The organism is Granulicella sp. L46 (genome assembly GCF_009765785.1).
Lineage (GTDB): Bacteria > Acidobacteriota > Terriglobia > Terriglobales > Acidobacteriaceae > Granulicella.
Genome location: NZ_LMUT01000012.1, coordinates 433,482 through 453,606, shown reverse-complemented (window position 1 = coordinate 453,606; position 20,125 = coordinate 433,482). Strand labels below are relative to the sequence as shown.

Below are 20,125 nucleotides of genomic sequence, written 5' to 3'. Positions count from 1 at the left end.
CGTTCTCACCGGCGCGTCGTGTACCGCTGCTTGTACGGCCAATAGCTGTGATGCGGGTTGTGGCTGGCGCGTTACTTTTGGTTGGGGCAGAGAAATTGGATTTGAGGGAATTATTTTGCAGAGGCTGGGGTCCAGAGCAGGGACTGGTAGACGCGGGCGCAGGGCTGGCCGGTGGTGCAGATGACTTCCATCTCGGCGAGACCCTGGGGATGGGCGGCGACGGCGTTGGCGACGGGGTCACCGACGATGGCGATGATGTAGGCGGCGTGCCGGGCGGGATCCTTGAGGGCTATCTGCCAGGTCTGATCGTCGTTTTCGCTGACCATGCTTTGCAACGATCGGCCAGCGGTTTGAACGGCGCCTACGTGGTTGGTGAGCGACATCATGACAGGAACATTCTGCGGCATCGTGTCGAGCACGTTGGCGAGGTTGGTTTCGAGCGAGACGCGGGTGGTTGAGTTGTTGATTGCCTCTTTGAGTACTAACGGGATGAAGTACATCATGGCAATGCAGTTGGCGACGCAGAGAAGCATGGCGGCGGGCTGCCAGAGGCGTGCGGCGAGGGGCGCCCAACTGACGGTGCGGGATTTCAGCCAGATTTCAAATTGCTCGGCGGAGAGCGCGGCGTAGATGGAGAGTGCCGGAAGGAGTTCCATGCCGTAGCGCGCGTTGTAGAAGGCGTGCGGCCAGAGCTGGGGGATGAAGATGGGGACGGATCCGTAAGCGATCGAGTAGATATAAAACGGCAGCGGGATCCAGAGAAGGAGGGTGAAGGATTCGGCACGAGCGCGGACGGCGGTGTTGGCGCGGCGGCGGAAGGAGAGCCAGAGGCCGTAGAGCGAGGCTGCCATGAGGGCGAAGCCTGTCTCCCAGGCGGCGGCGTCGATCTGCGCGGTGCGGGTGTAGAAGAGCGTGGCCCAGCCGATGTTGTGCCAGCCGCGGTAGTGCTGGCCGGGGGGCGCGGTGCGGCGCTCGATTTGCTTCGCCGAGTAGGGGCCGCGGAGGAAGTCGAGCCAGTCGTGTTCGAAGTGGGCGTTGTACCAGAACCAAAGGAGCGGGCCGGCGGCAACGATGATCGTGAAGAGGATGAAGTGCGGACGCATGCGGCGGCGGATGTCTGCGGAGGATTTGAAGATGGCGGCCGCGAAGCAGAGCCAGATGATGGCGCCTATGATCCAGCCGTCGTAGCGGGTGAAGACCTGGCCGAAGATGAGGAAGCCGGCGAGCATCATGCGTGCTCTTGCGGTGACGGTGTCGTTTGCGCGGAGAGCGGCGATGGATTCGGATGTGGCGACGACACTCCAGATTAGGAGAGCGAGGAAGAGCGCCTCGGTCATCGCGGTGGTGGAGAGGAAGAGGAGGTTGGCGTTGAGCGCGTAAAAGGTAGTGGCGAGGAGTGCCCAACGGAGCTTCATGCTGCGACGCGCGAGACGCCAGATGCCTGCGACGCCGGCTGCGTAGCTGATCATGGACATGGGAGCGCCGGCAAGGCCGGTCTGCCACATGCGCATGTTCATGATGAAGGGCAGCATGAGGATGTGCGGGAGTGGTAGCCAGACGCCGCCTAGTTGCGAGATGCCGGGCCACTTGGCGTCGAGAATACGGCGGGCTATGGCGAGATGCGCCACGGCGTCTCCGTAGAGAAGGAGGTAGCCGTGGTGAAAGCAGACGAAGAGCGCGACGAAGGCGAGAAGAATGCCGCCCACGAAGAGTGGGTAGGTTTCGCCGGGGACTACGGGGCGCACGGCCTCGGGATCGCCAGGAACCCAGATGGGTGACTGGCGGAAGGAGCCGGTGCGGGAGCTGCGGCGGCCGAGAACGATCTCGCCGGGTTTGGGTTCGCCGAGTTTCGCGGCGCGTCGATCTGAGCGTGATCTCGCCATGAAGTTAGAGGTGAGAGATTTCCTTGAGGTGCTCGAAGCGTTGATCGATCTCTTCGCGGGTGGTGCGCTGCAGACGATCAGTGCCGAAGGCTTCGACGGAGAGCGAGCCGAGGACGCAGCCGTAGAACATGGCCTTGCGGAAGACTTCGGGGGTTAGCTTGCCTTGCGAGGCGACGTAGCCGTAGAAGCCGCCGGCGAAGGAGTCGCCTGCACCGGTGGGGTCGACTACTTCTTCCTGCGGGGTGGCGGGAGCGCGGAAGATACCCTGCTCGAAGGCTTTGCCGAAGCTGTGGGGGGAAAAGAAGGCGGCGCAGCCGTGCTCGGCGTATTTGACGATGAGGGATTTGGGACCGAGGGCGAGGACGCCTTTGGCGGCGCGGATGTTGTTGGTTTCTCCGCTGAGCATGCGGGCTTCGTTGTCGTTGATGATGAGGATGTCGAGCTCGCGGAGGACCTTGAGGAGGTTGTCGCGGTGGGCGGCGATCCAGTAGTTCATGGTGTCGCCGGCGACGAGTTTGGCGTTCGGCATGTGGGCGCGGACGCGGGATTGCAGGACGGGATCGATGTTGGCGAGGAAGAGGTATTCGGTGTCTAGATAGCTTGCGGGAATCTTTGGCTCGAAGTCGGCGAAGACGTTGAGATCGGTGGCGAGGGTCTCGGCGGCGGCGAGGTCTTTGACGTAGCTGCCGGTCCAGTGGAAGCTTTTGCCGGGGACATGCTCGATGCCGGTGGTGTCGATGCCGCGGGAGGTGAGGACGGCTTCGTGCTCGGGGAGGAAGTCGTCGCCGACTACGCCGACGACGCGGACCTTGGTGAAGAAGCTCGCGGCGAGAGCGAAGTGGGTGGCGGCGCCGCCGAGTACGCGCTCGCGCTTGCCGCTGGGGGTTTCGAGGGTGTCAAAGGCTACGGAACCTACTACGAGAATGGACATGAGTCTCCAGGTGGTGAGGTGTGATGTCGGGTTGCGGAGTTCACAATGCGGGGATCTCTCCACTGCGCTGCGCTTCGGTCGAGATGACGGACGTTTAGGTGCTGCGTTCGGTCGAGATGACAAACTTTTTGGCGGCGTTAGGGCCGCGAAGGTTGAGCTACCAGTATTTGCCGTAGAGAAGGTCTAGCTTGGCTTTGGTGGCGGCGGGGATCGCGGCGCGGTCGGTCATGATGGCGAACTTTGCGGCGGTCTGGGCGGGGCTGGCGCTTAGGTCTGCGGGCATGAGGCGGACGGCGGCTTTGACTACCTTCTGGGCGTTGCCGGAGTTCTGATGCATGACGGCGATGACCTGCTCGATGGTGACGTCGTCGTGGCCTTCGCGCCAGCAGTCGTAGTCGGTGACCATGGCGAGGGTGGCGTAGCTGATCTCGGCTTCGCGGGCTAGCTTGGCTTCCTGGAGGTTGGTCATGCCGATGATGTCGGCGCCCCACGAGCGGTAGAGGTTGGACTCGGCGCGGGTGGAGAACTGCGGGCCTTCCATGCAGATGTAAGTGCCGCCGCGCTTGCCGACTACGCCAACTTCCGCGCAGGCTTTGGCGAAGACATCGGAGACGATGGGGCAGACGGGATCGGCAAAGGCGATGTGGCCGACGACACCGTCGCCGAAGAAGGTGGCGGAGCGGGCGAAGGTTCGGTCGATGAACTGGTCGGGGATGACGAAGTCGGTGGGCTTGTGCTCTTCCTTGAGGCTACCGACGGCGCTGACGGAGAGGATGCTGGTGACGCCGAGGGACTTCATGGCGTAGATGTTGGCCTTGAAGTTGAGCTCGCTGGGAAGGATGCGGTGGCCCTTACCGTGGCGCGCGAGGAAGGCAACTTTGCGGCCTTCGAGGGTGCCGAGGGCGAAGACTTCGCTGGGGTCGCCGAAGGGGGTTTTGATGCTGACTTCCGTGACGTCGGTGAGGCCGTCCATGTTGTAGAGCCCGCTGCCGCCGATGATGCCGATTTCTGCCTTCGCCAAACCTGTCTCCTGGAGCGCGTTGCGTTGTAATGCGCCTTGGGTAGTATATCGTTCGCGGGATGTGGGCTGCTGGTTCCACTCCACATTGGAAACTGAAGGATTGCAGATTGAGGCAAGGCGGTTTTCTAACGCGAAAAGCTATCACTATTGACAGTTGTGGGATTTAGGAACGATGCCTATCGTTTTGCCATGCAAAATCCACTCAACAAGGTCAGTCGACGTGCATTTGTTTCGACGGGCGCAGTAGCTATTTTGTCTGCCAGGATGGGCATAGCCGAGGGTCAGTCCCAGGGCGATCCCCTGCCCTCCTGGAACGATGGGCCTGCGAAGGCGGCGGTGCTCAGGTTCGTGAGAGATACCACCGACAAGTCGAGCCCGAAGTATGTCGAGCCGGCAGACCGCATCGCCACGTTTGATCAGGATGGCACGCTCTGGACCGAGCATCCCTTGTACGGACAGGCCGCGTTTGCGCTTGCGCGTGTGGGCGAAATGGCTCCGACTCATCCTGAGTGGAAACAGAAGGAGCCGTTTAAGACTGTCCTCTCCCGTGACTACGCGGCGATGGCCAAATTCACAGAGGCGGATTGGCTCGAGATCGCCGCCGTCACCCATTCAGGGATGAGCACGGACGAATTCGTAGGCCTCGTGAAAGCGTGGATCACGACGGCCAAGGCACCGCGCTTCGACCGCCTCTACACCGATCTGGTATTCCAACCGATGCTGGAGGTGATGCAGTATCTCCGCGCCAATGGCTTCCGGACGTACATCGTCACGGGTGGCGGACAGGAGTTCGTGCGTGCCTACAGCGAGAGGGTATACGGTGTTCCGCCGGAACAGGTTGTGGGCTCGAGCATCGTGACCACCTATGTGAACACAGGCGATAAGCCTGTGCTCATGCGGGAGCCGAAGCCCTTCTTCATCGACGATGGTCCGGGCAAGGTCGTCGGGATAAACATGTTTATCGGCAAGCGACCTCAGGCGGCCTTTGGTAACTCGGGCACCGGCGTCGGGCTCAAGTCGGGCGACGCGCAGATGCTGGAATGGGCGCAGGCGGGCGACGGAGCGCGGCTCATGATGCTCGTGCTCCACGACGATGCGAAGCGCGAGTACGCGTATGGCCCCGCCACGGGACTGCCGGATACCACTGTCGGAACGTTTTCTGAGGCACTGCTGCTGGAAGCAACAAAGAATGCCTGGATCGTCATCAGCATGAAGAACGACTGGAAACGCATCTTCGCTTTTGATGTGTGACGGCTAGTGGCCGAAGTTGTAGGAGAGCATGTAAGTGATGTTGTCGGTGACGGGGCCGACGGGTGGTGGAGCGGTGTAGGAGAGGGTCGACTTGGTGATGGCGACAGGATCGCTCTCAAAGAGTACGGGGCGAAGTTCGACGTGATAGCCGAGGTCTGAGCCCCAGAAGCTTACGATGCGGCGAGTGTAGGCGCCGCCGAAGTCGGCAAGGATGCGCTGGCGAGCGACGCCGAGAAGAATGTGGCTGGAGGTGGGTGAGTACTCGACGAAGAGGCTAAAGGTGTTCTTGCGGGTGTAGGTGTCTGATGGCTGGGCGTGCGGCATATCCTGCGCAACGAGATCAGCGGTGCAGGATATCTCGAGACAGAGCAAGCTCCGCGGGCGAAACGGCTCATGCAAGATCCTCGGTAGCTTGAACTTTACTCGGTGGCTTGAAGTCTAATCGATCCGCAGCGACCTCCAGAGCTTATCGATTCTGGACTTCACGTCATTGGGCATGGTGAGCATCTGCGGCCAGGGACGGGTGAAGCCTTCGGCGGGCCACTTGCGAGTGGCGTCGATGCCCATCTTGCTGCCGAAGTTTGGCAGGCGGGAGGAGTGGTCGAGCGAGTCGACGGGGCCGAGGGTGAACTGAATGTCGCGCTCGGGGTCGATGTTGTTGGTGACGCGGAGGGTGACTTCGGCGAGGTCCTGGACGTTGCAATCTTCGTCGAGCACGATGACGCACTTGGTGAACATGGCCTGGCCCATCGACCAGATGCCGTTCATGACCTTGCGGGCGTGGCCGGCGTAGCTCTTGCGGATGCTCACGATCATGAGGTTGTGGAAGACACCCTCGGCAGGGAGATTGATGTCGACGATCTCGGGGAGGGTGAGCTTCATGAGCGGGAGGAAGATGCGCTCGACGGCTTTGCCCATCCAGGCGTCTTCCATGGGAGGCTTGCCGACGACGGTGGCGGCGTAGATGGGGTTGATGCGGTGCGTGATGCAGGTGATGTGGAAGACGGGGTAGTCGTCCTGCATGGTGTAGAAGCCGGTGTGGTCGCCGAAGGGGCCTTCGCTGCGGAGCTCGCCTAGCTCGACGAAACCTTCGAGGATGATTTCGGCGTGAGCCGGGACTTCGAGGTCGACGGTCTCACACTTGACGAGCTCGACGGCCTGCTGGCGGAGGAAGCCGGCGATGAGGTATTCCTCGATTTCGGGAGGCGCGGGAACGATGGCAGCGAAGGTGACGGTGGGGTCGGTGCCGATGGCGACGGCGACTTCCATGCGCTCGCCGGCGATGCGGGTGGCGACGAGTTGGGGGACGCTGTCGGGAGGAGCGGGGGTGGTGCCACCGGCGGTGAGAGCCATGAGCTCGACTTCGCCGGCCTTGTCGAAGGCAGTGGAGCGCAGGTGATCGCGGGCGTGCTCGGCGGCCACCTTCTGGCGCTGCCAGTGCATGCCGGTAGTCTGGCCGTCGTATACCTGCATGCGGTACATGCCGAGGTTGCGCTTGCCGGACTTTGGATCGCGCGTGGTGACGCAGGGGAGGGTGATGAAGCGGCCGCCGTCCTGGGGCCAGGTTTGGAGGATGGGAAATTTCAGGATGTCGATGTCGTCGCCGTAGCGGATGACTTCCTTGCAGGGGGCCTTTTTGGGATCGATGGTCTTGGGAAAGAAGCCTCCAATTTCGTTGAGCATGGGGAGAAGCTTGAGCTTGTCCATGATGCCCGTCGGGATGGTTGGGCGGAGGAGGGTTTCGATGCGGCGGGCAATGTCGTCGAGCGAGTCGACTTCGAGGGCTAGACGCATGCGGCGCTCGCTGCCGAACTGGTTCATCAGCACCTGCGCGCCCTTGTAGCCGATGACGTTCTCGAACAGCAGAGCGGGGCCGCCGGCACGGTCGGTTCCCTTCCCGAGTTTGGAGGCGCGATCGGCAATCTCTGCCATCTCCAGGATGGGTGAGACTTCGGCGGTGATACGTTTGAGTTCGCCAGCTTTTTGTAATGCCGCAATCCACTCGCGCAGGCTTTCATATGCCACAGTGTTCCCTCTTCCTGATCCTTGTGATCAATTCTCGTTCAGAACCGTTCGGTCTCTTGTGTCCCGAATCATCCTGTCTAAAGTGTCCTGAATTTCTCTGTCTCATTCTATTGTGATACGGCGCGAGGATTCGTGCCCGTAACGAAATGGGTGCACTCGGCTGGGTTCAACTTTGAGGGCGTAAATAGAATTCGATCCGAATTCCGTCGGGATCATTGAGCCAGATATATTCCTTGAGGCCGTACTGGTCGATTTTGATCCCGCTATGCGCGATGCCGGCTGCCGAGAGCTGCTGCTCGACTGCCTGAAGGTCCGCAAGCGTGTCAATGCCGAACGCGATGTGGTTGAGGCCGATCTGCTCTTTGTCGTAAGTGCCTGAGCGGGGCTCGGCCGCAAGCGTGAAGAACAGGCGAGTGTCCCCTACGGTATAGAGCAGGCTCTGCTCTGTGCGCTCGGGATGCTGGCTCAACAGCGCGGTGTAGAACCGCTCGCTGCGATCGAGTGCTGAGATTCGAAAGACGAGATGGTCGATGAACTTTGGAGAGATCATGGAAGTACCTCAAATTTTAAGGAAACGCTTGTTGTGCCAGAGCCACCAGTTGGGCAGGAAGCAGATTACGACGATGCTGATGGCAAAGGCGAGCGAGGTCCAGTTGGTGGAGGCGTGGCGGGCGAAGACGTGCTGGTAGTAGAGAGCCCAGAGGCTGTGCTTTATGTTGTCGGCGCCGGTGATCTTGAAATAGAGGCAGGTCTTGACCAGGATGACTGAAACCGTGAAGGCCGCGATAGCGTTGGAGCCGAAGACGAACCAGGGCCAGGTGGAGAGGCGGAGCCAGCGCGGCCAGGGTTCCGGACGGCGGTCGACGAGGAGAGAGAGGAGGGCGAGCGCGAGAGCGGCCCAGCCAGCGGAGAGAAGAACGTAGCTGGAGGTCCAGAGATTTTTGTTGATGGGAAACCATGGGGACCAGAGTTCGCCGGCGATGACACCGAGGACGCCGGCGAGAGCTAGGGTGAGTTGCATACGGCGAAGAGCGCTGCTTCCGCGCGGGGCAATGCTGCCTTCTGCGCCGCGGGTCTGGTGCATCCACAGGCCTGTGAGTGCGCCTAGCAGCGTGGTGGCGACGGCAGGGATTGTGCTGAGCAGGCCTTCAGGGTCGCGTGCGGCGAGGTACAGGCGGCCCGTGTGCAGCCAGCGCTGGGTAAAGGCCATCGCGGCGCGGTCGAGCCAGGAGGTTAGGTTTTGCGTCTGGTCCATGAAGGGGATGTCGCGGCCGGGGACACCGGCACCGGGGGCTGGGACGAAGCGGAGGAGTGCCCAATAGCCGATGAGGAATGCGGCGACGATCTCGATGAGGACGGGCACGCGCGACCTCAGCTTCATGGTGGCGATGAGGATGAGGCCTGCGAAGAGATAGCAGAGGGCGATGCGCGGGAGCACGCCGTAGAGGCGCATGGTGTGCCAGTGCATGTACGGGAAGAAGACCAGGATGTACTGCAGGAGGAGGATCTTTATACAGCGAACGATGACGTGGCCGGATAACGTTTTGCGGCAGTTGCCTTTTGCGGCGCGGGCGTCGAGCGAAAAGATGATGGAGGCGCCGACGAGAAAGAGGAAGCTTGGGAAGACGAGGTCGGTGAGGGTCCAGCCGTTCCAGGGGGCGTGGTCGAGTGGCGCGAAGACGTGGTCCCAATCGCCGGGATCGTTGACCAGGATCATGAAGGCGATGGTGATGCCGCGGAGCAGGTCGACGGACAGGACGCGGGGTGGGCCGGTAATGGTGCGCTCGGTCTGCTCTGGGGCGGCAGCAGAGGCTGGAAGGGTGGTGGCCATTGCAACCCATCATCTAACGCCGCGAGATTTCGCGCTAGTGGAGGAACAGTGTGGAGGTGCGCGGTGTCTAAACAGCATACGCACTCCAGCGCTGGATGCGGCAAATCGATGAGGTTCGAGGTGCCGTCATGTTCCAGGAATCCCTTGTTGAGTCGACTTCCCTTCTGCGTGGCCGTAGCCGTTGGCCCGCAGTGATTTCGTTCGCGCTGCAGGCGACGATTGCGACTACGCTGGTTGTTTTGCCGCTGGTGCATCCGGAGATTCTGCCGCTGAGTTCGCCGAGGATCTCTCTGACGGCGCCGCGGTTGAGGCCGGCGGTTGTGCCGGAGCAGAGGGTGCGGGTGGAGACGTCGTCGATGCAGAATGCGGTGAGTGTGCCGACGCAGGTGGCGAGGATTTCTACGCAGGGGTTTCGGAGCAGCGGCGCGGAGGTGGATGAGCCTTCACTGGCGGTGGGAGGAGTAGACCTGACGGGGCCGGGCGGGGGTCCGATATCTTTGCTGGGTCCTGGTGGGCCTGCGGGACCTCATGTGGTGGTTGGGGCAGGTGCGGGTCCAATGCATGTCTCTACCGGTGTGATGGCGGGGCAGTTGCTGGAGCCAATTCGGCCGGAGTATCCGGTGACTGCGCGGCTGAGTCGCGCCGAGGGAACAGTGGTGGTGCAGGCGGTGATCTCGAAGTCGGGACGGATTGAGAGCGCGCGGGTGGTGAGTGGGCCGCCGGTTTTGCAGACCGCTGCATTGCAGGCGGTTCGTGCGGCGCGCTATCGGCCGTTTCTGTTGAATGGGCTGCCGACCGAGGTCGAGACGACGGTCAGCATTACGTTTCGGCTGGGAGATTAGGCGAAGACGGCTTGGTCGACCGGGTAGCCTGCGTCTTTCCAGCCCTGCAGTCCTCCGCGGAGGGGGCGAACGCGCTTGATGCCGAGGCGGTGGAGCTCGAGGGCTACCTTGGCAGAGGTCTCTTCGCTGGGGCAGGTGCAGTAGAGGACGATGTCGCGGTCGGTGGGGATAATCTCCCTGCGCTGCTTGAGCTCGTCGGGGCCGATGCGCAGGGCGCCGGGAAGGACGAGCGGGTCGGTCATGACGTCGAGGGGATGGCGGAGGTCGACGATGAAGGGGCGATCGAGGCCTGCGCGCTCGGCATCGGCGATCATGGCCATGAGCTGCGCGGGTTCGAGGCGGAGGCCGCGAAGCTCGGCGAGGAACTGGCGGCGCTTTATTAGCCGGTAGACCACCAGCACGACGACCATCAGCAGAACCAGCGCGATACCGAAGTGGCCGAGCAGGGCAAAGAAGTGGGCGCTGCGCTCGGCTATGTCGCCGAAGAAGCGACCCGCCAGGAGCCACGCGCCGCACCACAGGAGCGACCCGGCCATGTCGTAGAGGACGAACGTAGAGTACGGGATCCCGAGCTGGCCGGCGATCGGCGCGGCGACCGTGCTGAGACCGGGGACGAACTTGGCGAAGATCAGGGTGAAGGCTCCGCGCTTGCCGACGGTGCCATGAGTGCGCTCGACGCAGGTGGCGGCCTCCAGCGAGAAGCGGCAGAGAACGTTGAGCACGCGGCCGCCGAACTTCTTACCGAGGAAGTACCAGGCGGAGTCTGAGATCAGGCAGGCGAGGAGGATGATCGGGATCGCGTAGGCGAGGTGCAGCTTGTGCGCGGCGCTCATGGTGCCGGCGGCGAGCATGAGCGGAACGCTGGGGATCGGTAGCCCCCCCTGCTCAATGAGGACCCAGCCGAAGAGGATCGAATAGGTGTGGAGCGACAGTAAACCTAAGACCGAATGCATCGAGCTGATCCTTTCCGCGGACAGGGGGAGACTATTCGCTAACTAAACAGTAGATGATTCTTTGACACAGTCGGTGCAGAAAGGTTGTGTGGACAAAAAAAGAAGCCCGACCGAAGCCGGGCTGTAGCGCAGCAAGGTGATAGTTATTCAGCAACGGTGAGAGGCATCTCCACCAAATGGTTGCCGATGAACCAGGACTGAAGCTCGTTGGCGCGGAGGACGTCGCTCACGGCCAGATCGTTGGTGCCGTCGTCTCCGGCTTTGTCAGCGGCTTCGGCGATGTCGTGGCACTCCTGCATGATGATCTTGTGGGCCTCGAGGAGGCGGGAGATCTGTACCGGGACCTCTTCACGGCCGCGGGGAGGAGCGGGGATCCTCGTGACCTTGGCCGTATCGCCGCCCATGGCGATGGTGACGCCGCCCAGGAGCTGGACGCGCTCGGCGATGGTGTCGACGATCTCTTCCTGCTCGTCGAAGTGCTTATCGAAGAGGAGGTGGAGCTGGTAGAAGGTCGGGCCGGCTACCTGCCAGTGGGCCTTCTTGTACATGTCGCGCAGGACGATGGAGTCGGCCAGAAGCTGGTTGAGCTTTTCACACATGTGCGAACGAACTTTGGCGTCCAGGGGATGAGGGAGATACTGTACAACGTCTCCGTACTTCTGGATCTCTTTGCCGTGCTGCTTGTAGTGCTCGGTGATGAAGTCCTTTTTGGGATGGCTGCCGTTCTTCGTTGCTACCGACATGGTTCACCTCTGTACTGAATTGGATGCCGGGCGAGAGATGGCAGTTTTGTGAATTTCCCCGATCGAAACTGGCAAAAAAAAGGCAGGCAGCCGAAGCTACCTGCCTTTGAGGGGAAGAAAGTTAATCCTTGACCCGGACCTTGGGTTCAACAGACATGCCGATGCGCAGCGCAAAGTCCTTGTTTTCCTGCTCAAGGTTAGTGAAGTTGATCCGAACCGGGATGCGCTGGACGACCTTCACGTAGTTGCCGGTGGCGTTCTCGGGCGGGAAGAGCGAGAGCGAGCTGCCGGTTGCGCCGCCGATCTCTTCGATCTTGCCGGTGAACTTGCGTCCGCCGAGCGCATCGACTTCGATGTCGACCTCCTGGCCCTTGTGCATCTGCTTAAGCTGCGTTTCCTTGAAGTTGGCGGTGACCCAGAGGTCGGTGAGCGGAACGATGGTCATGAGGGATTGGCCCACGCTAAGGTTCACGCCGACCACGACGCTCTTGTTGCTGACGATGCCGGTGATGGGCGCGACGATCCTGGTGTAGCTGAGATTTAGCTGGGCCTGATCGACCTTCGCCTGGGCTACCTTGATGGAGGCCAGGGCGGCGGAGGCGCGAGCCTGCTGGACGGCAACCTGTTTGGGACCGTTCTTCTCGCTTTGTACCTGGTTCGAGCGGGATTGGGCCAGGCGCTGGAGATTCAGGTTGACTGTCTGTTCCTGCGCGGCGACGTCACGCTTTGCGGCCTCGAGTGCACCCTCGTCAGCGGCCGCCTGGGCTACGGCTGCGTCAAACTGTTGTTTAGAGATGACGTCCTTGGCGACCAGCGGGGTGTAACGCTGGACGTCGAGCGCCGACTTCTGCGCCTGAGCCGCAGCGGAGAGCACCTTTGCCTTGTTCACCTGGACCTGGGCCTGGGCCTGCTCGACCGAGGCCTGGCTGCCGAGGACGTCGGAGCCGGAGGTCTGGATGGTCGTGCTGGTCTGGATGCTGGTGATGGGGACATTCACCACGGCCTGTTGATATTCGGCCTCGGCGTTCGCGAGATTGGCCTGCGCCTGTTCAAGCGCGACTTGGCTGTCCTTGGGGTCGATCTCGGCGATGGGATCGCCCGCGTGGACGAACTGCTGCTCCTCCACATCGACATGGATGACCTGGCCGGAGACACGCGAGCTGACCTGGTAGAGGTTGCCGTTTACCTGGGCGTCATCGGTGTCTTCGGTGAAGGTGGAGCGCCAATAGAAGAGCGCAGCGCCGATCACGAGCACTGCAACGACGGCGATGATAATCAATCTTCGCGTCGAATTATTCTTTGGCGGAGCTTCCGGCTTCTCCGGTTGTTGGTCTGGTGCGTTCTGGTCGGCCACGCTTACTTTCCTCCGAGATACTCTTTATAGTTCGTCGACGCTACACCCAGCGCACGTGCCAAAGAGAGCTTGGCAACATTGTGCTGGTAGAGCGCGCTGATGTATTGGTCTTCGGCCTGGCGATCGGTTGACAGGGCCTGGGAGACGGACAGGCTGGTATCCACGCCCGCCTTATAGCGTTGCTGCGCTTCGCTGAGGGCCTCACGAGCGAGTTCTACATTGCTCTGGGTGGCTTCTACCAACTTGGCAGCGGTTTGAATGTCGAGAATGGCGTCGCGAACGTCAGCGTTGACCTGCTGCACCTGGTCGGAGAGCTTGTCTTTGGCTTGATCGAGCTGCGCGCCGGCAGTCTCTTCCTCGCCACGGGTCTTGGCGATCTGCAGGATGGGCACTGCGAGTTGACCTTCGGCGGTGTAGGTGCCGTGGGAGTGCCCGAAGGTCTCGCCCTGATCGCCATAGTTGCCGCTGGCGACGAGGGTGGGAAGCTGGTCGTAGACGGCGGCCTTGCGAGTGGCCTCGGCTCCCTTGACCTGCTCGGCGGCGGCGGCAAGGTCCTTGCGCTGCTTGATGGCCTGCTGGAAGGCGGCGTCAGGATCTGGCGTGTCGAGCGCCTGGAAGGGAGTGCCGTCGGCGAGCTCGAACTGCTGATCGAGCGGAAGGCCAATGGCGCGGGCGAGGGCAAGCTTGTCCTTGGCCAGCTGGTTAGTGGTGGAGATCAGGGTCTGCTGCTCGCTCTGGTAGTCGACCTGGGCGCGGAGGACGTCGAGACGAGGGCTGATGCCGGCCTCGTGGTTGTCGGTGGCTTGATCGAAGGAGAGCTTGGAGTTGTCGAGCTCGGCTTGCACGGCCTTGATGCGGGCCTCGTCTGCAACACAGAGCAGGTACGCGTTGCCGACCGTAAGAACGACCAGGTCGCGGGCGTCCTGAGCCGTCAGTTTCGCGCCCTCGAAGTTGTGCTTGGAGGCCATGTACTGCTCAAAGGCGTAGAGATTGACCACATTCTGGCTGGCATAGCCACGTACATCCATTACTTGAAAGGGGCCGATGATCGGGTTGATTCCGGGGATCTTAAGTCCGTAGGCTGCCAGGTCAATCTGCTGCACGGTAACAGAGGCGCCGCCGGTTACGGTGGGGAGCAGCGCCTGCAGGCTCTGGAGGCGGGAGCCGTTGGACTGGCGCTCGCTGGAGGTTTGCAGGATGAGGCCGAGGTTGTTCTGGAGGCCGCGCAGGATGGCGTCGTCAATGGTCAGGGGAAGCACGTCGGCGGTGGCTTTGCCGCGAACCAGGCTGCCGCGGAAGCTTGGGTCGATGCCGCTCTGCGAGGTCGTGGACTGGGGATTGAGAGCCGGGCCGGGGGCCGCAAGCTGCTGCTGGGTCTGGACGGCGACGCCGAGCTGGTTATTGGCACCGCTGTTGGGTGGGCCGGCGGTGGCGGGCGTTGCGGCCGACTGTCCGGGCGCCTGCGCAGGGGCCATCTGGATGGCACCAGCCAGGATCAGCAGCGCAACCGCGCCCCTCGTCGCGTCACGGGACGCGCGTCTTTGGAATGGGATCATAAGTTTCATGCTAAATCGTCGGCTGAACCCGCCGGTCATTTTGATGGGTTTGTGCCTGTCAATAAACAGATGCTTAGCGCACCGGGATGTATGCAAAACTTCCGTGGATTATCCACAAGTAGTCTTTGCATGGTTCATTTAGCGTCCGGGAGGTTGAGGTGGGTCTCCGTTTGGGCTTATTAAATCGCTAAAACACAAGATGGCGTCTACGCTTTACACTCTTGGTTGCGATAAATTGCAGTTTTTGAGGAGCTCCATGTTTCTAGGCATCGATGTTGGCACGGGCGGTACTCGCGCAATTCTGATTGACCGCAACGGCAAGGTTCTGGCGTCGCACTCGGCCGAGCATGCGGCGATCCGATCGGAACATATTGGCTGGGCCGAGCAGGACCCCGAAGACTGGTGGCGGGCGGCTCAGGAGGCCATTGCCGGGGCGCTGAGGGCTGCTGCTGAGGCGGGACATACGGCTCCTGTCGAGGCTGTCGGGCTTACCGGCCAGATGCATGGCTGCGTGATGCTCGACGCGGCGGGCGAGGTGCTGCGGCCGGCGTTGATCTGGTGTGACCAGCGGACGCAGCCGCAATGCGACTGGCTAACCGAGAAGATCGGCTACGAGCGGCTCATTGAGCTGACGGCTAATCCGGCGCTGCCGAACTTTACCCTGACTAAATTGCTGTGGGTGCGCGAGCATCAGCCGCAGATCTTCGCGAAGATTGCGCACGTGCTGTGCCCGAAGGATTTCGTTCGGCTGCGGATGACGGGCACGTATGCGATGGATATGCAGGAGGCGTCGGGGACGCTGCTGCTGGACGTGGTACATCGGCGCTGGTCTAGGGAGATGGCCGAGCTGACGGGGATTCCCATGAGCTGGCTGCCGCCGCTGTTCGAAGGGCCGGAGATCTGCGCGCGGATATCGGACGCCGGCGCGACGGCGACGGGAATCAAGGCGGGTACGCCGGTTGCGGCCGGAGCGGGCGACCAGGGGGCGGGCGCGGTGGGGATGGGTATCCTGGCGCCGGGTTCGGTTTCGGCCACGATTGGGACCTCGGGTGTAGTGTTTGCGGCTACGGCGAAGCCAACACTCGATCCCAAGGGACGGCTGCATACGTTCTGTCACGCGGCGCCCGGGGTTTGGCACGTAATGGGCGTGACCAATGGCGCGGGGCTGAGCTTTCGGTATTTGAGGGACACGTTCTTCCCTGCCCGGTCGTATGACGAGCTAACGTCGCTGGCGGAGCAGGTTGCGCCGGGAAGCGATGGTCTGCTGTGGGCTCCGTACCTGTTTGGCGAGCGGACGCCGCACCTGGATCCGAATGCACGTGCAGCGTTTGTGGGAATTACGGCGTCGACAACTGCGGCGCACTTTGTGCGGGCGGTGCTGGAGGGCGTGGCGTTTTCTCTCAAGGACACGTTTACGTTGTTCAAGGAGCTGGGGATTCCGGTGGAGAAGATTCGGCTGGGCGGCGGCGGGGCGCGGGGGCCGCTGTGGCGGCAGATCCAGGCGGACGTGTACGGCCATGCCGTGGAGTTGCTGGAAGCCGAGGAGGGTGGAGCGTTTGGGGCGGCTCTGCTGGCGGGGACCGGCGTGGGTGCGTGGCCGAGCGTGGAAGCAGCCTGCCAGGCCACGATCAGGCCCGCGCAAGTGATTGAGCCGAAACATGCAGAGGCGATGGCGTTGGCTTATGTACATTATCGGAAGATGTACCCGGCGCTGCGGACGATTGGCTAGCTAACAAAGAAGGTGGTTCGCTCGTCTAGGATGTAAGCCATGAGTCTGCCGCTGAAGTCTCTACCCTTCCCTGCTCTTTTTGTCGTTGCGCTGTGCCTGGTACCGGCGGCTTGCGCCCAGGAGCCTTCGACTTCCGCAGTAACGAACATTCCGGCGATCACGCCCACGGATCGTCTTTCCGTGGATTGGTGGGCGGCGCGGCACAAGGCCATCCTTGCCGATCTGCCGAAGCACAGCGATGCGCAACTGCTACTGGTGGGCGATTCGATCACCAGTAACTATGACATTGCGGAGCCGCCCAACCAGGACTTTCAGCCTATCTGGCAGCAGTATTACGCACCACGCAAGGCGCTGAACCTGGGCTTCAGCGGCGACACGACGGCCAACGTGCTGTGGCGCCTGGATCATGGCGAGTTGAAGGGCTTGCACCCCAAGCTCGCGGTGGTGCTGATCGGGACCAACAACACGGCCATGGGGCAGTCTGCGGAAGATACGGAGTTGGGGATCGATGCGGTGGTGAAGGATATTGAGCATCGTCTGCCGGAGACCAAGATTCTGCTGGTGGGGATTCTGCCGTCGAAGCTGCCGTCGCGGGAACAGAACTTCGATGTGAATGGGTATTTGGGGATGCATTATGCGGGGGGTGAGGACCCGCAGGTTTCGTACATCGACATCAGCGTGGTGTTCTACCCTCATGGAGAGCTGGATGCCAACCTGTTCTACGATTCGACGCTGACGCCGCCCAAGACCACAACGCTTCCGAAGGCGACGTATCCGAATACGAGGGGACAGCGGCTGATGGCGTCGGCGATTGAGCCGGCGGTGGCGCGGCTGATGGGCGATACGCCGGTGAAGCCGCTGGAGACGCCGGAGCGGACGGTTGCGAAACGTTAAAGCGCGCGATTTAGGATAGAGCAATGGCTATACCGATTCGCACGGCTGTTCTGGGTTACGGTTTCGCTGGACGCATCTTTCACTCGCCTTTCGTGCGCGTGGTTTCGGGGCTTGAGCTGTCGGCCATTGTGCAGCGCCACGGAGACAATGCCGCTACGGATTATCCGGGGACGCGCATCCTGCGTTCGGTGGACGAGGCGTTCGGCGATCCTTCGATTGACCTGATCGTGGTGGCGACGCCGAATGATTCGCACGTGGAGATGGCTCGGCGTGCGCTCGAGGCTGGCAAGCATGTCGTGATTGACAAACCGATTGCGGGCAGCTCGGCCGATGCGCTGGAGTTGATTGCGCTGGCAAAGAAGCAAGGCAAGCTGCTGGCTCCCTTCCACAATCGTCGTTTTGATGGCGACTTTCTGACCGTGCGCAAGCTGGTTAGCGAGGGCAAGCTGGGACGAGTCACGCTGGTGGATGCCCACTTCGATCGCTTCCGGCCAATGCCGCGGGCGAATACATGGAAAGAGGCGGGTGGGGCTGCGAATGGGTTGTTGTTCGACCTGGGGCCGCATCTGCTGGACCAGGCGCTGGCGCTGTTTGGTGTGCCAACGTCGATTACGGCCAGCGTTCGTCAAGAGCGCGACGTGACGGCGATCGAAGATGCGTTCGATATTGTGCTGGAGTTTGCGCGGCCTTCCGTTGGGAGCGAGGCGGCGCGCGGGATTCGCTATGAGTGCCATGCGTCGATGATTGCTGCGGAGCCTGCGCCGCACTTCCGGGTGAATGGAACGTTTGGGAGCTACGTAAAGACGGGGCTGGATCCGCAGGAGGCGGCACTGCTCGGCGGTGCGCGGCCACCGGAGCTGGGCTCGCCAGAGGGCTGGCTGCCAGAGGCGGAGTCCGCGTGGGGCACGGTGGCGATTGCTCCGGATCCTGCTGAGCCGACCAAGATCGTGCGCGGCAAGGTGCCTACGGAGGTCGGCGACTATCGCCAGTTCTATGCAAATGTGCGGGATGCGATTCGGGGCGAGGCGCCGCTGGTGGTTTCGCCGGAGGATGGCTATCGGACGATTCGTTTACTCGAGTTGGCGCTCGAGTCGAGTGACCACAATCACACACTGCCTGTGGTGTTTGCGGCGTAAAATAGCGGAGTATGGCAAAGCAAAGTTCCAATTCGATCACGAAGTTTATTGTTGCGGGAGCCATTGTGGTGGCGGCTGTGGTGTGGCTAGCGTTCTCGGCCTCAGGCAACGCCAAGAGCTATTACGTCACGATCTCAGAGCTGCAGAAGATGGGTACCGGCGCCTACAGCAAGAACCTGCGGGTAGCCGGCAATGTGAAGCCGGGGAGCATCACGCGCTTTGGGCCGAACGCGAACTTCACGCTGGTGGAGCAGGACAAGACGCTGCGCGTGGTCTATGACGGCGCAGAGCCGCCGCCAGATGAGTTTAAGGACGATGCCCAGACGTTGGCCATCGGCACCTATGGACGCGACGGCACCTTCCACGCGACGCAGCTGCAGGCCAAGTGCGCAAGCAAGTATGCGCCAGCCAAGCCGGGAGCTGCGCCCACGGGAAATACAACTCCTACGGGAAACGTTGCTGCACTGGGGCCCAAGCCTTAGGCAAACATCTTGCACGGCGCTACTTGGTGAGCGCCTTCAGGTACAGGTAGAAGAACTCCACACTGTTGTAGTAGGACTCGACGCCGAGGCGCTCGTCGCGGCCGTGCATGCGGTTGCCGTTGTCATCGATAGCTGCGCCGCCGATGCCGTAGCTGGGCAGGCCGGCCATGTTGGTGTAGACGGAGTCGCTGGCACCAATCTCCATGCTCGGAATGATGACGATGCCAGGCCACATCTGTGCAGTCACTTGCTTGAGCGGATCCATGACGTCGGCGCGCAGGGGCGGTGGCGGGAGGCTCTCGCGGGAGGGAGCGGTGGGGCTGATGGTGCCGTCGTCGGCCATGTATTCGACGGTGAGCTTGGGGTTGTCGAAGATGCTGACGAGGGTCTTGCGCGTCTCCTCCTGAGAGTGGCCGGGAAGGATGCGGCAGTTGACGTTGGCGCTAGCCACGGCGGGTAGCGCGTTGGGTGCACGGCCACCCTGCAGCATGGTGGCGACGCAGGTGGTGCGAAGGGTCGCGTTGCCCTCGGGAATTTTGGAAAAGTCGGCGATGGCCTGCGGATCGGGCGGGGTCTTCAGGATGCCCTGGATGGTCGCAGCGGTTTCAGGCGAGCTCACCTTGCCCATCTGCTCGAGCTCAGAGCGGCTCACGTTGTTGAGCTCGACGGGAAAGGGTGTCGCTTCGAGCTTGAGCAGCGCATGCATGAGCTCGTAGATGGCGTTGTCGGGACGCGGCTCGGAGCTGTGGCCGCCGGGGTTGGTGGCTGTGATGCGATAGTCGGCGTAGGTTTTCTCCGTGGCTTCGACGAGCAGCTCCGTGGCTTTGCCCCCCTGCAGGGTTGGACCTTCGCCGTCGGGGTTGATGACGAACGCAGCCTGCATCAGCTCGGGGCGATTCTTCAGCAGCCAGCTGACGCCGTTCGATTTGCCACCTTCTTCGTCAGCAGTGAGCGCAAGGATGATGTCGCGGTTGGGAACATAGCCTTCGTGCTTGAGGCGGATGAAGCTCACGACGACGTCGGCGTCGGCGTCCTTCATGTCCTGGGTGCCGCGACCGTAGAAGAAGCCATCCTTCTCGACGAAGGTGTAGGGATCGGTAGACCAGTCGGCACGGCGGGCCTCGACGACGTCTTCATGACAGATGATGAGGACGGGCTTGAGCTTGGAGCCGGACGCGCCGCGGTAACGGACGACGAGGTTCTGCTTGCGGTCGTTGGGGCCGGCGAGGATGAGGTCCTCTGGAGCGAAGCCAGCCTTGAGCAGCTCTTTGCGCGCGAGGAGCGAGACAGCGGTGACGCTGCCATCGGAGTCTTGCGAGTTCGTCTCGATGAACTCCTTGAAGATTTGCCGCGAGAGGGCGCGATCCTGCTCAGGCAGCTGCGGCGGGGCTGTTGTATTTTGCGCGGCGGCCGTGCCGCACACGACGGCGGCCAAGGCAATGACTCCACAAACTTTCATGCACTCTCCAGCAAACGTAGTTGGGTGATTCACGT

At 61.9% G+C, this 20,125-nt stretch carries 18 protein-coding genes; 6 read left to right on the top strand and 12 right to left on the bottom strand.

Going from position 1 to position 20,125, the window contains the following annotated elements:
• Window positions 1–110: 110 nt before the first annotated feature.
• The 3 genes from GSQ80_RS11245 to mtnP all read right to left on the bottom strand — a co-directional run bounded on the left by GSQ80_RS11245 (window position 111) and on the right by mtnP (window position 3,835).
• A complete protein-coding gene (locus GSQ80_RS11245) occupies window positions 111–1,883 on the bottom strand; it encodes a hypothetical protein (protein WP_254059588.1) in 1,773 nt (590 codons plus the stop codon).
• Between the two features lie 4 nt (window positions 1,884–1,887).
• On the bottom strand, window positions 1,888–2,814 hold the full coding sequence (locus tag GSQ80_RS11240) for a PfkB family carbohydrate kinase (RefSeq protein WP_158787728.1): 927 nt from the start codon (window positions 2,812–2,814) through the stop codon (window positions 1,888–1,890).
• Window positions 2,815–2,971: 157 nt separating this feature from the next.
• Entirely contained in the window at window positions 2,972–3,835 is an 864-nt protein-coding gene (gene mtnP, locus GSQ80_RS11235) for an S-methyl-5'-thioadenosine phosphorylase (RefSeq protein ID WP_158787727.1), read from the bottom strand.
• A gap of 252 nt (window positions 3,836–4,087) precedes the next feature.
• Between mtnP and GSQ80_RS11230 the strand changes: the two genes are divergently transcribed.
• Window positions 4,088–5,086: an HAD family phosphatase gene (locus GSQ80_RS11230; RefSeq protein WP_254059587.1), complete on the top strand. Its 999-nt coding sequence runs from the start codon at window positions 4,088–4,090 to the stop codon at window positions 5,084–5,086.
• Between the two features lie 3 nt (window positions 5,087–5,089).
• Here the strand turns inward: GSQ80_RS11230 and GSQ80_RS11225 are convergent, their stop codons facing one another.
• From GSQ80_RS11225 to GSQ80_RS11210, 4 genes are all read right to left on the bottom strand, one after another.
• Window positions 5,090–5,410 (bottom strand): hypothetical protein, encoded by a 321-nt coding sequence (locus tag GSQ80_RS11225; protein ID WP_158787726.1) that lies wholly within the window; start codon window positions 5,408–5,410, stop codon window positions 5,090–5,092.
• A gap of 114 nt (window positions 5,411–5,524) precedes the next feature.
• Window positions 5,525–7,111 (bottom strand): UbiD family decarboxylase, encoded by a 1,587-nt coding sequence (locus GSQ80_RS11220; RefSeq protein WP_158787725.1) that lies wholly within the window; start codon window positions 7,109–7,111, stop codon window positions 5,525–5,527.
• A 166-nt stretch (window positions 7,112–7,277) separates the two neighbouring features.
• Window positions 7,278–7,661, bottom strand: coding sequence for a VOC family protein (locus GSQ80_RS11215; RefSeq protein WP_158787724.1), 384 nt, complete (start codon window positions 7,659–7,661; stop codon window positions 7,278–7,280).
• A 9-nt stretch (window positions 7,662–7,670) separates the two neighbouring features.
• Window positions 7,671–8,942, bottom strand: coding sequence for an acyltransferase family protein (locus GSQ80_RS11210; RefSeq protein ID WP_158787723.1), 1,272 nt, complete (start codon window positions 8,940–8,942; stop codon window positions 7,671–7,673).
• 128 nt (window positions 8,943–9,070) lie between these two features.
• On the opposite strand from GSQ80_RS11210, the gene GSQ80_RS11205 reads away from it, so the two are divergent.
• A complete protein-coding gene (locus GSQ80_RS11205) occupies window positions 9,071–9,784 on the top strand; it encodes an energy transducer TonB (protein WP_158787722.1) in 714 nt (237 codons plus the stop codon).
• On the opposite strand, the gene GSQ80_RS11200 is transcribed toward GSQ80_RS11205, so the two are convergent.
• The 4 genes from GSQ80_RS11200 to GSQ80_RS11185 form a co-directional block, all read right to left on the bottom strand.
• Window positions 9,781–10,737 carry a VTT domain-containing protein gene (locus GSQ80_RS11200; RefSeq protein WP_158787721.1) on the bottom strand — a complete coding sequence of 319 codons (957 nt, stop codon included), beginning with the start codon at window positions 10,735–10,737 and terminating at the stop codon, window positions 9,781–9,783. The two genes, GSQ80_RS11205 and GSQ80_RS11200, sit on opposite strands and share 4 nt — an antisense overlap.
• Window positions 10,738–10,880: 143 nt before the next feature.
• Window positions 10,881–11,480 carry a Dps family protein gene (locus GSQ80_RS11195; RefSeq protein ID WP_158787720.1) on the bottom strand — a complete coding sequence of 200 codons (600 nt, stop codon included), beginning with the start codon at window positions 11,478–11,480 and terminating at the stop codon, window positions 10,881–10,883.
• 121 nt (window positions 11,481–11,601) lie between these two features.
• Window positions 11,602–12,834 carry an HlyD family secretion protein gene (locus tag GSQ80_RS11190; protein ID WP_158787719.1) on the bottom strand — a complete coding sequence of 411 codons (1,233 nt, stop codon included), beginning with the start codon at window positions 12,832–12,834 and terminating at the stop codon, window positions 11,602–11,604.
• Between the two features lie 2 nt (window positions 12,835–12,836).
• Complete coding sequence (locus GSQ80_RS11185; RefSeq protein ID WP_254059586.1) at window positions 12,837–14,399, bottom strand: TolC family protein; 1,563 nt, start codon at window positions 14,397–14,399, stop codon at window positions 12,837–12,839.
• 247 nt (window positions 14,400–14,646) lie between these two features.
• Between GSQ80_RS11185 and xylB the strand changes: the two genes are divergently transcribed.
• From xylB to GSQ80_RS11165, 4 genes are read left to right on the top strand one after another with little or no spacing between them, the layout of a single operon-like run.
• Window positions 14,647–16,119, top strand: coding sequence for a xylulokinase (xylB, locus tag GSQ80_RS11180; RefSeq protein WP_158787718.1), 1,473 nt, complete (start codon window positions 14,647–14,649; stop codon window positions 16,117–16,119).
• Between the two features lie 39 nt (window positions 16,120–16,158).
• Entirely contained in the window at window positions 16,159–17,013 is an 855-nt protein-coding gene (locus GSQ80_RS11175; protein ID WP_158787717.1) for a GDSL-type esterase/lipase family protein, read from the top strand.
• Window positions 17,014–17,036: 23 nt separating this feature from the next.
• Window positions 17,037–18,149, top strand: a complete 1,113-nt coding sequence (locus tag GSQ80_RS11170) for a Gfo/Idh/MocA family oxidoreductase (RefSeq protein WP_158787716.1) — start codon at window positions 17,037–17,039, stop codon at window positions 18,147–18,149.
• An 11-nt stretch (window positions 18,150–18,160) separates the two neighbouring features.
• Window positions 18,161–18,631: a cytochrome c maturation protein CcmE gene (locus GSQ80_RS11165; RefSeq protein WP_158787715.1), complete on the top strand. Its 471-nt coding sequence runs from the start codon at window positions 18,161–18,163 to the stop codon at window positions 18,629–18,631.
• A gap of 19 nt (window positions 18,632–18,650) precedes the next feature.
• Here the strand turns inward: GSQ80_RS11165 and GSQ80_RS11160 are convergent, their stop codons facing one another.
• Window positions 18,651–20,090, bottom strand: coding sequence for a M20/M25/M40 family metallo-hydrolase (locus GSQ80_RS11160; protein WP_158787714.1), 1,440 nt, complete (start codon window positions 20,088–20,090; stop codon window positions 18,651–18,653).
• Window positions 20,091–20,125: the final 35 nt, after the last annotated feature.

Bases quoted from the DNA above. Each gene is read 5' to 3' on its own strand.
- GSQ80_RS11195 (WP_158787720.1), bottom strand. From the start codon at position 11,480: ATGTCGGTAGCAACGAAGAACGGCAGCCATCCCAAAAAGGACTTCATC.
- GSQ80_RS11205 (WP_158787722.1), top strand. From the start codon at position 9,071: ATGTTCCAGGAATCCCTTGTTGAGTCGACTTCCCTTCTGCGTGGCCGT.
- GSQ80_RS11185 (WP_254059586.1), bottom strand. From the start codon at position 14,399: ATGAAACTTATGATCCCATTCCAAAGACGCGCGTCCCGTGACGCGACG.
- GSQ80_RS11225 (WP_158787726.1), bottom strand. From the start codon at position 5,410: ATGCCGCACGCCCAGCCATCAGACACCTACACCCGCAAGAACACCTTT.
- GSQ80_RS11245 (WP_254059588.1), bottom strand. From the start codon at position 1,883: ATGGCGAGATCACGCTCAGATCGACGCGCCGCGAAACTCGGCGAACCC.
- GSQ80_RS11165 (WP_158787715.1), top strand. From the start codon at position 18,161: ATGGCAAAGCAAAGTTCCAATTCGATCACGAAGTTTATTGTTGCGGGA.
- GSQ80_RS11170 (WP_158787716.1), top strand. From the start codon at position 17,037: ATGGCTATACCGATTCGCACGGCTGTTCTGGGTTACGGTTTCGCTGGA.
- GSQ80_RS11215 (WP_158787724.1), bottom strand. From the start codon at position 7,661: ATGATCTCTCCAAAGTTCATCGACCATCTCGTCTTTCGAATCTCAGCA.
- GSQ80_RS11175 (WP_158787717.1), top strand. From the start codon at position 16,159: ATGAGTCTGCCGCTGAAGTCTCTACCCTTCCCTGCTCTTTTTGTCGTT.
- xylB (WP_158787718.1), top strand. From the start codon at position 14,647: ATGTTTCTAGGCATCGATGTTGGCACGGGCGGTACTCGCGCAATTCTG.
- GSQ80_RS11200 (WP_158787721.1), bottom strand. From the start codon at position 10,737: ATGCATTCGGTCTTAGGTTTACTGTCGCTCCACACCTATTCGATCCTC.
- GSQ80_RS11240 (WP_158787728.1), bottom strand. From the start codon at position 2,814: ATGTCCATTCTCGTAGTAGGTTCCGTAGCCTTTGACACCCTCGAAACC.
- GSQ80_RS11160 (WP_158787714.1), bottom strand. From the start codon at position 20,090: ATGAAAGTTTGTGGAGTCATTGCCTTGGCCGCCGTCGTGTGCGGCACG.
- GSQ80_RS11210 (WP_158787723.1), bottom strand. From the start codon at position 8,942: ATGGCCACCACCCTTCCAGCCTCTGCTGCCGCCCCAGAGCAGACCGAG.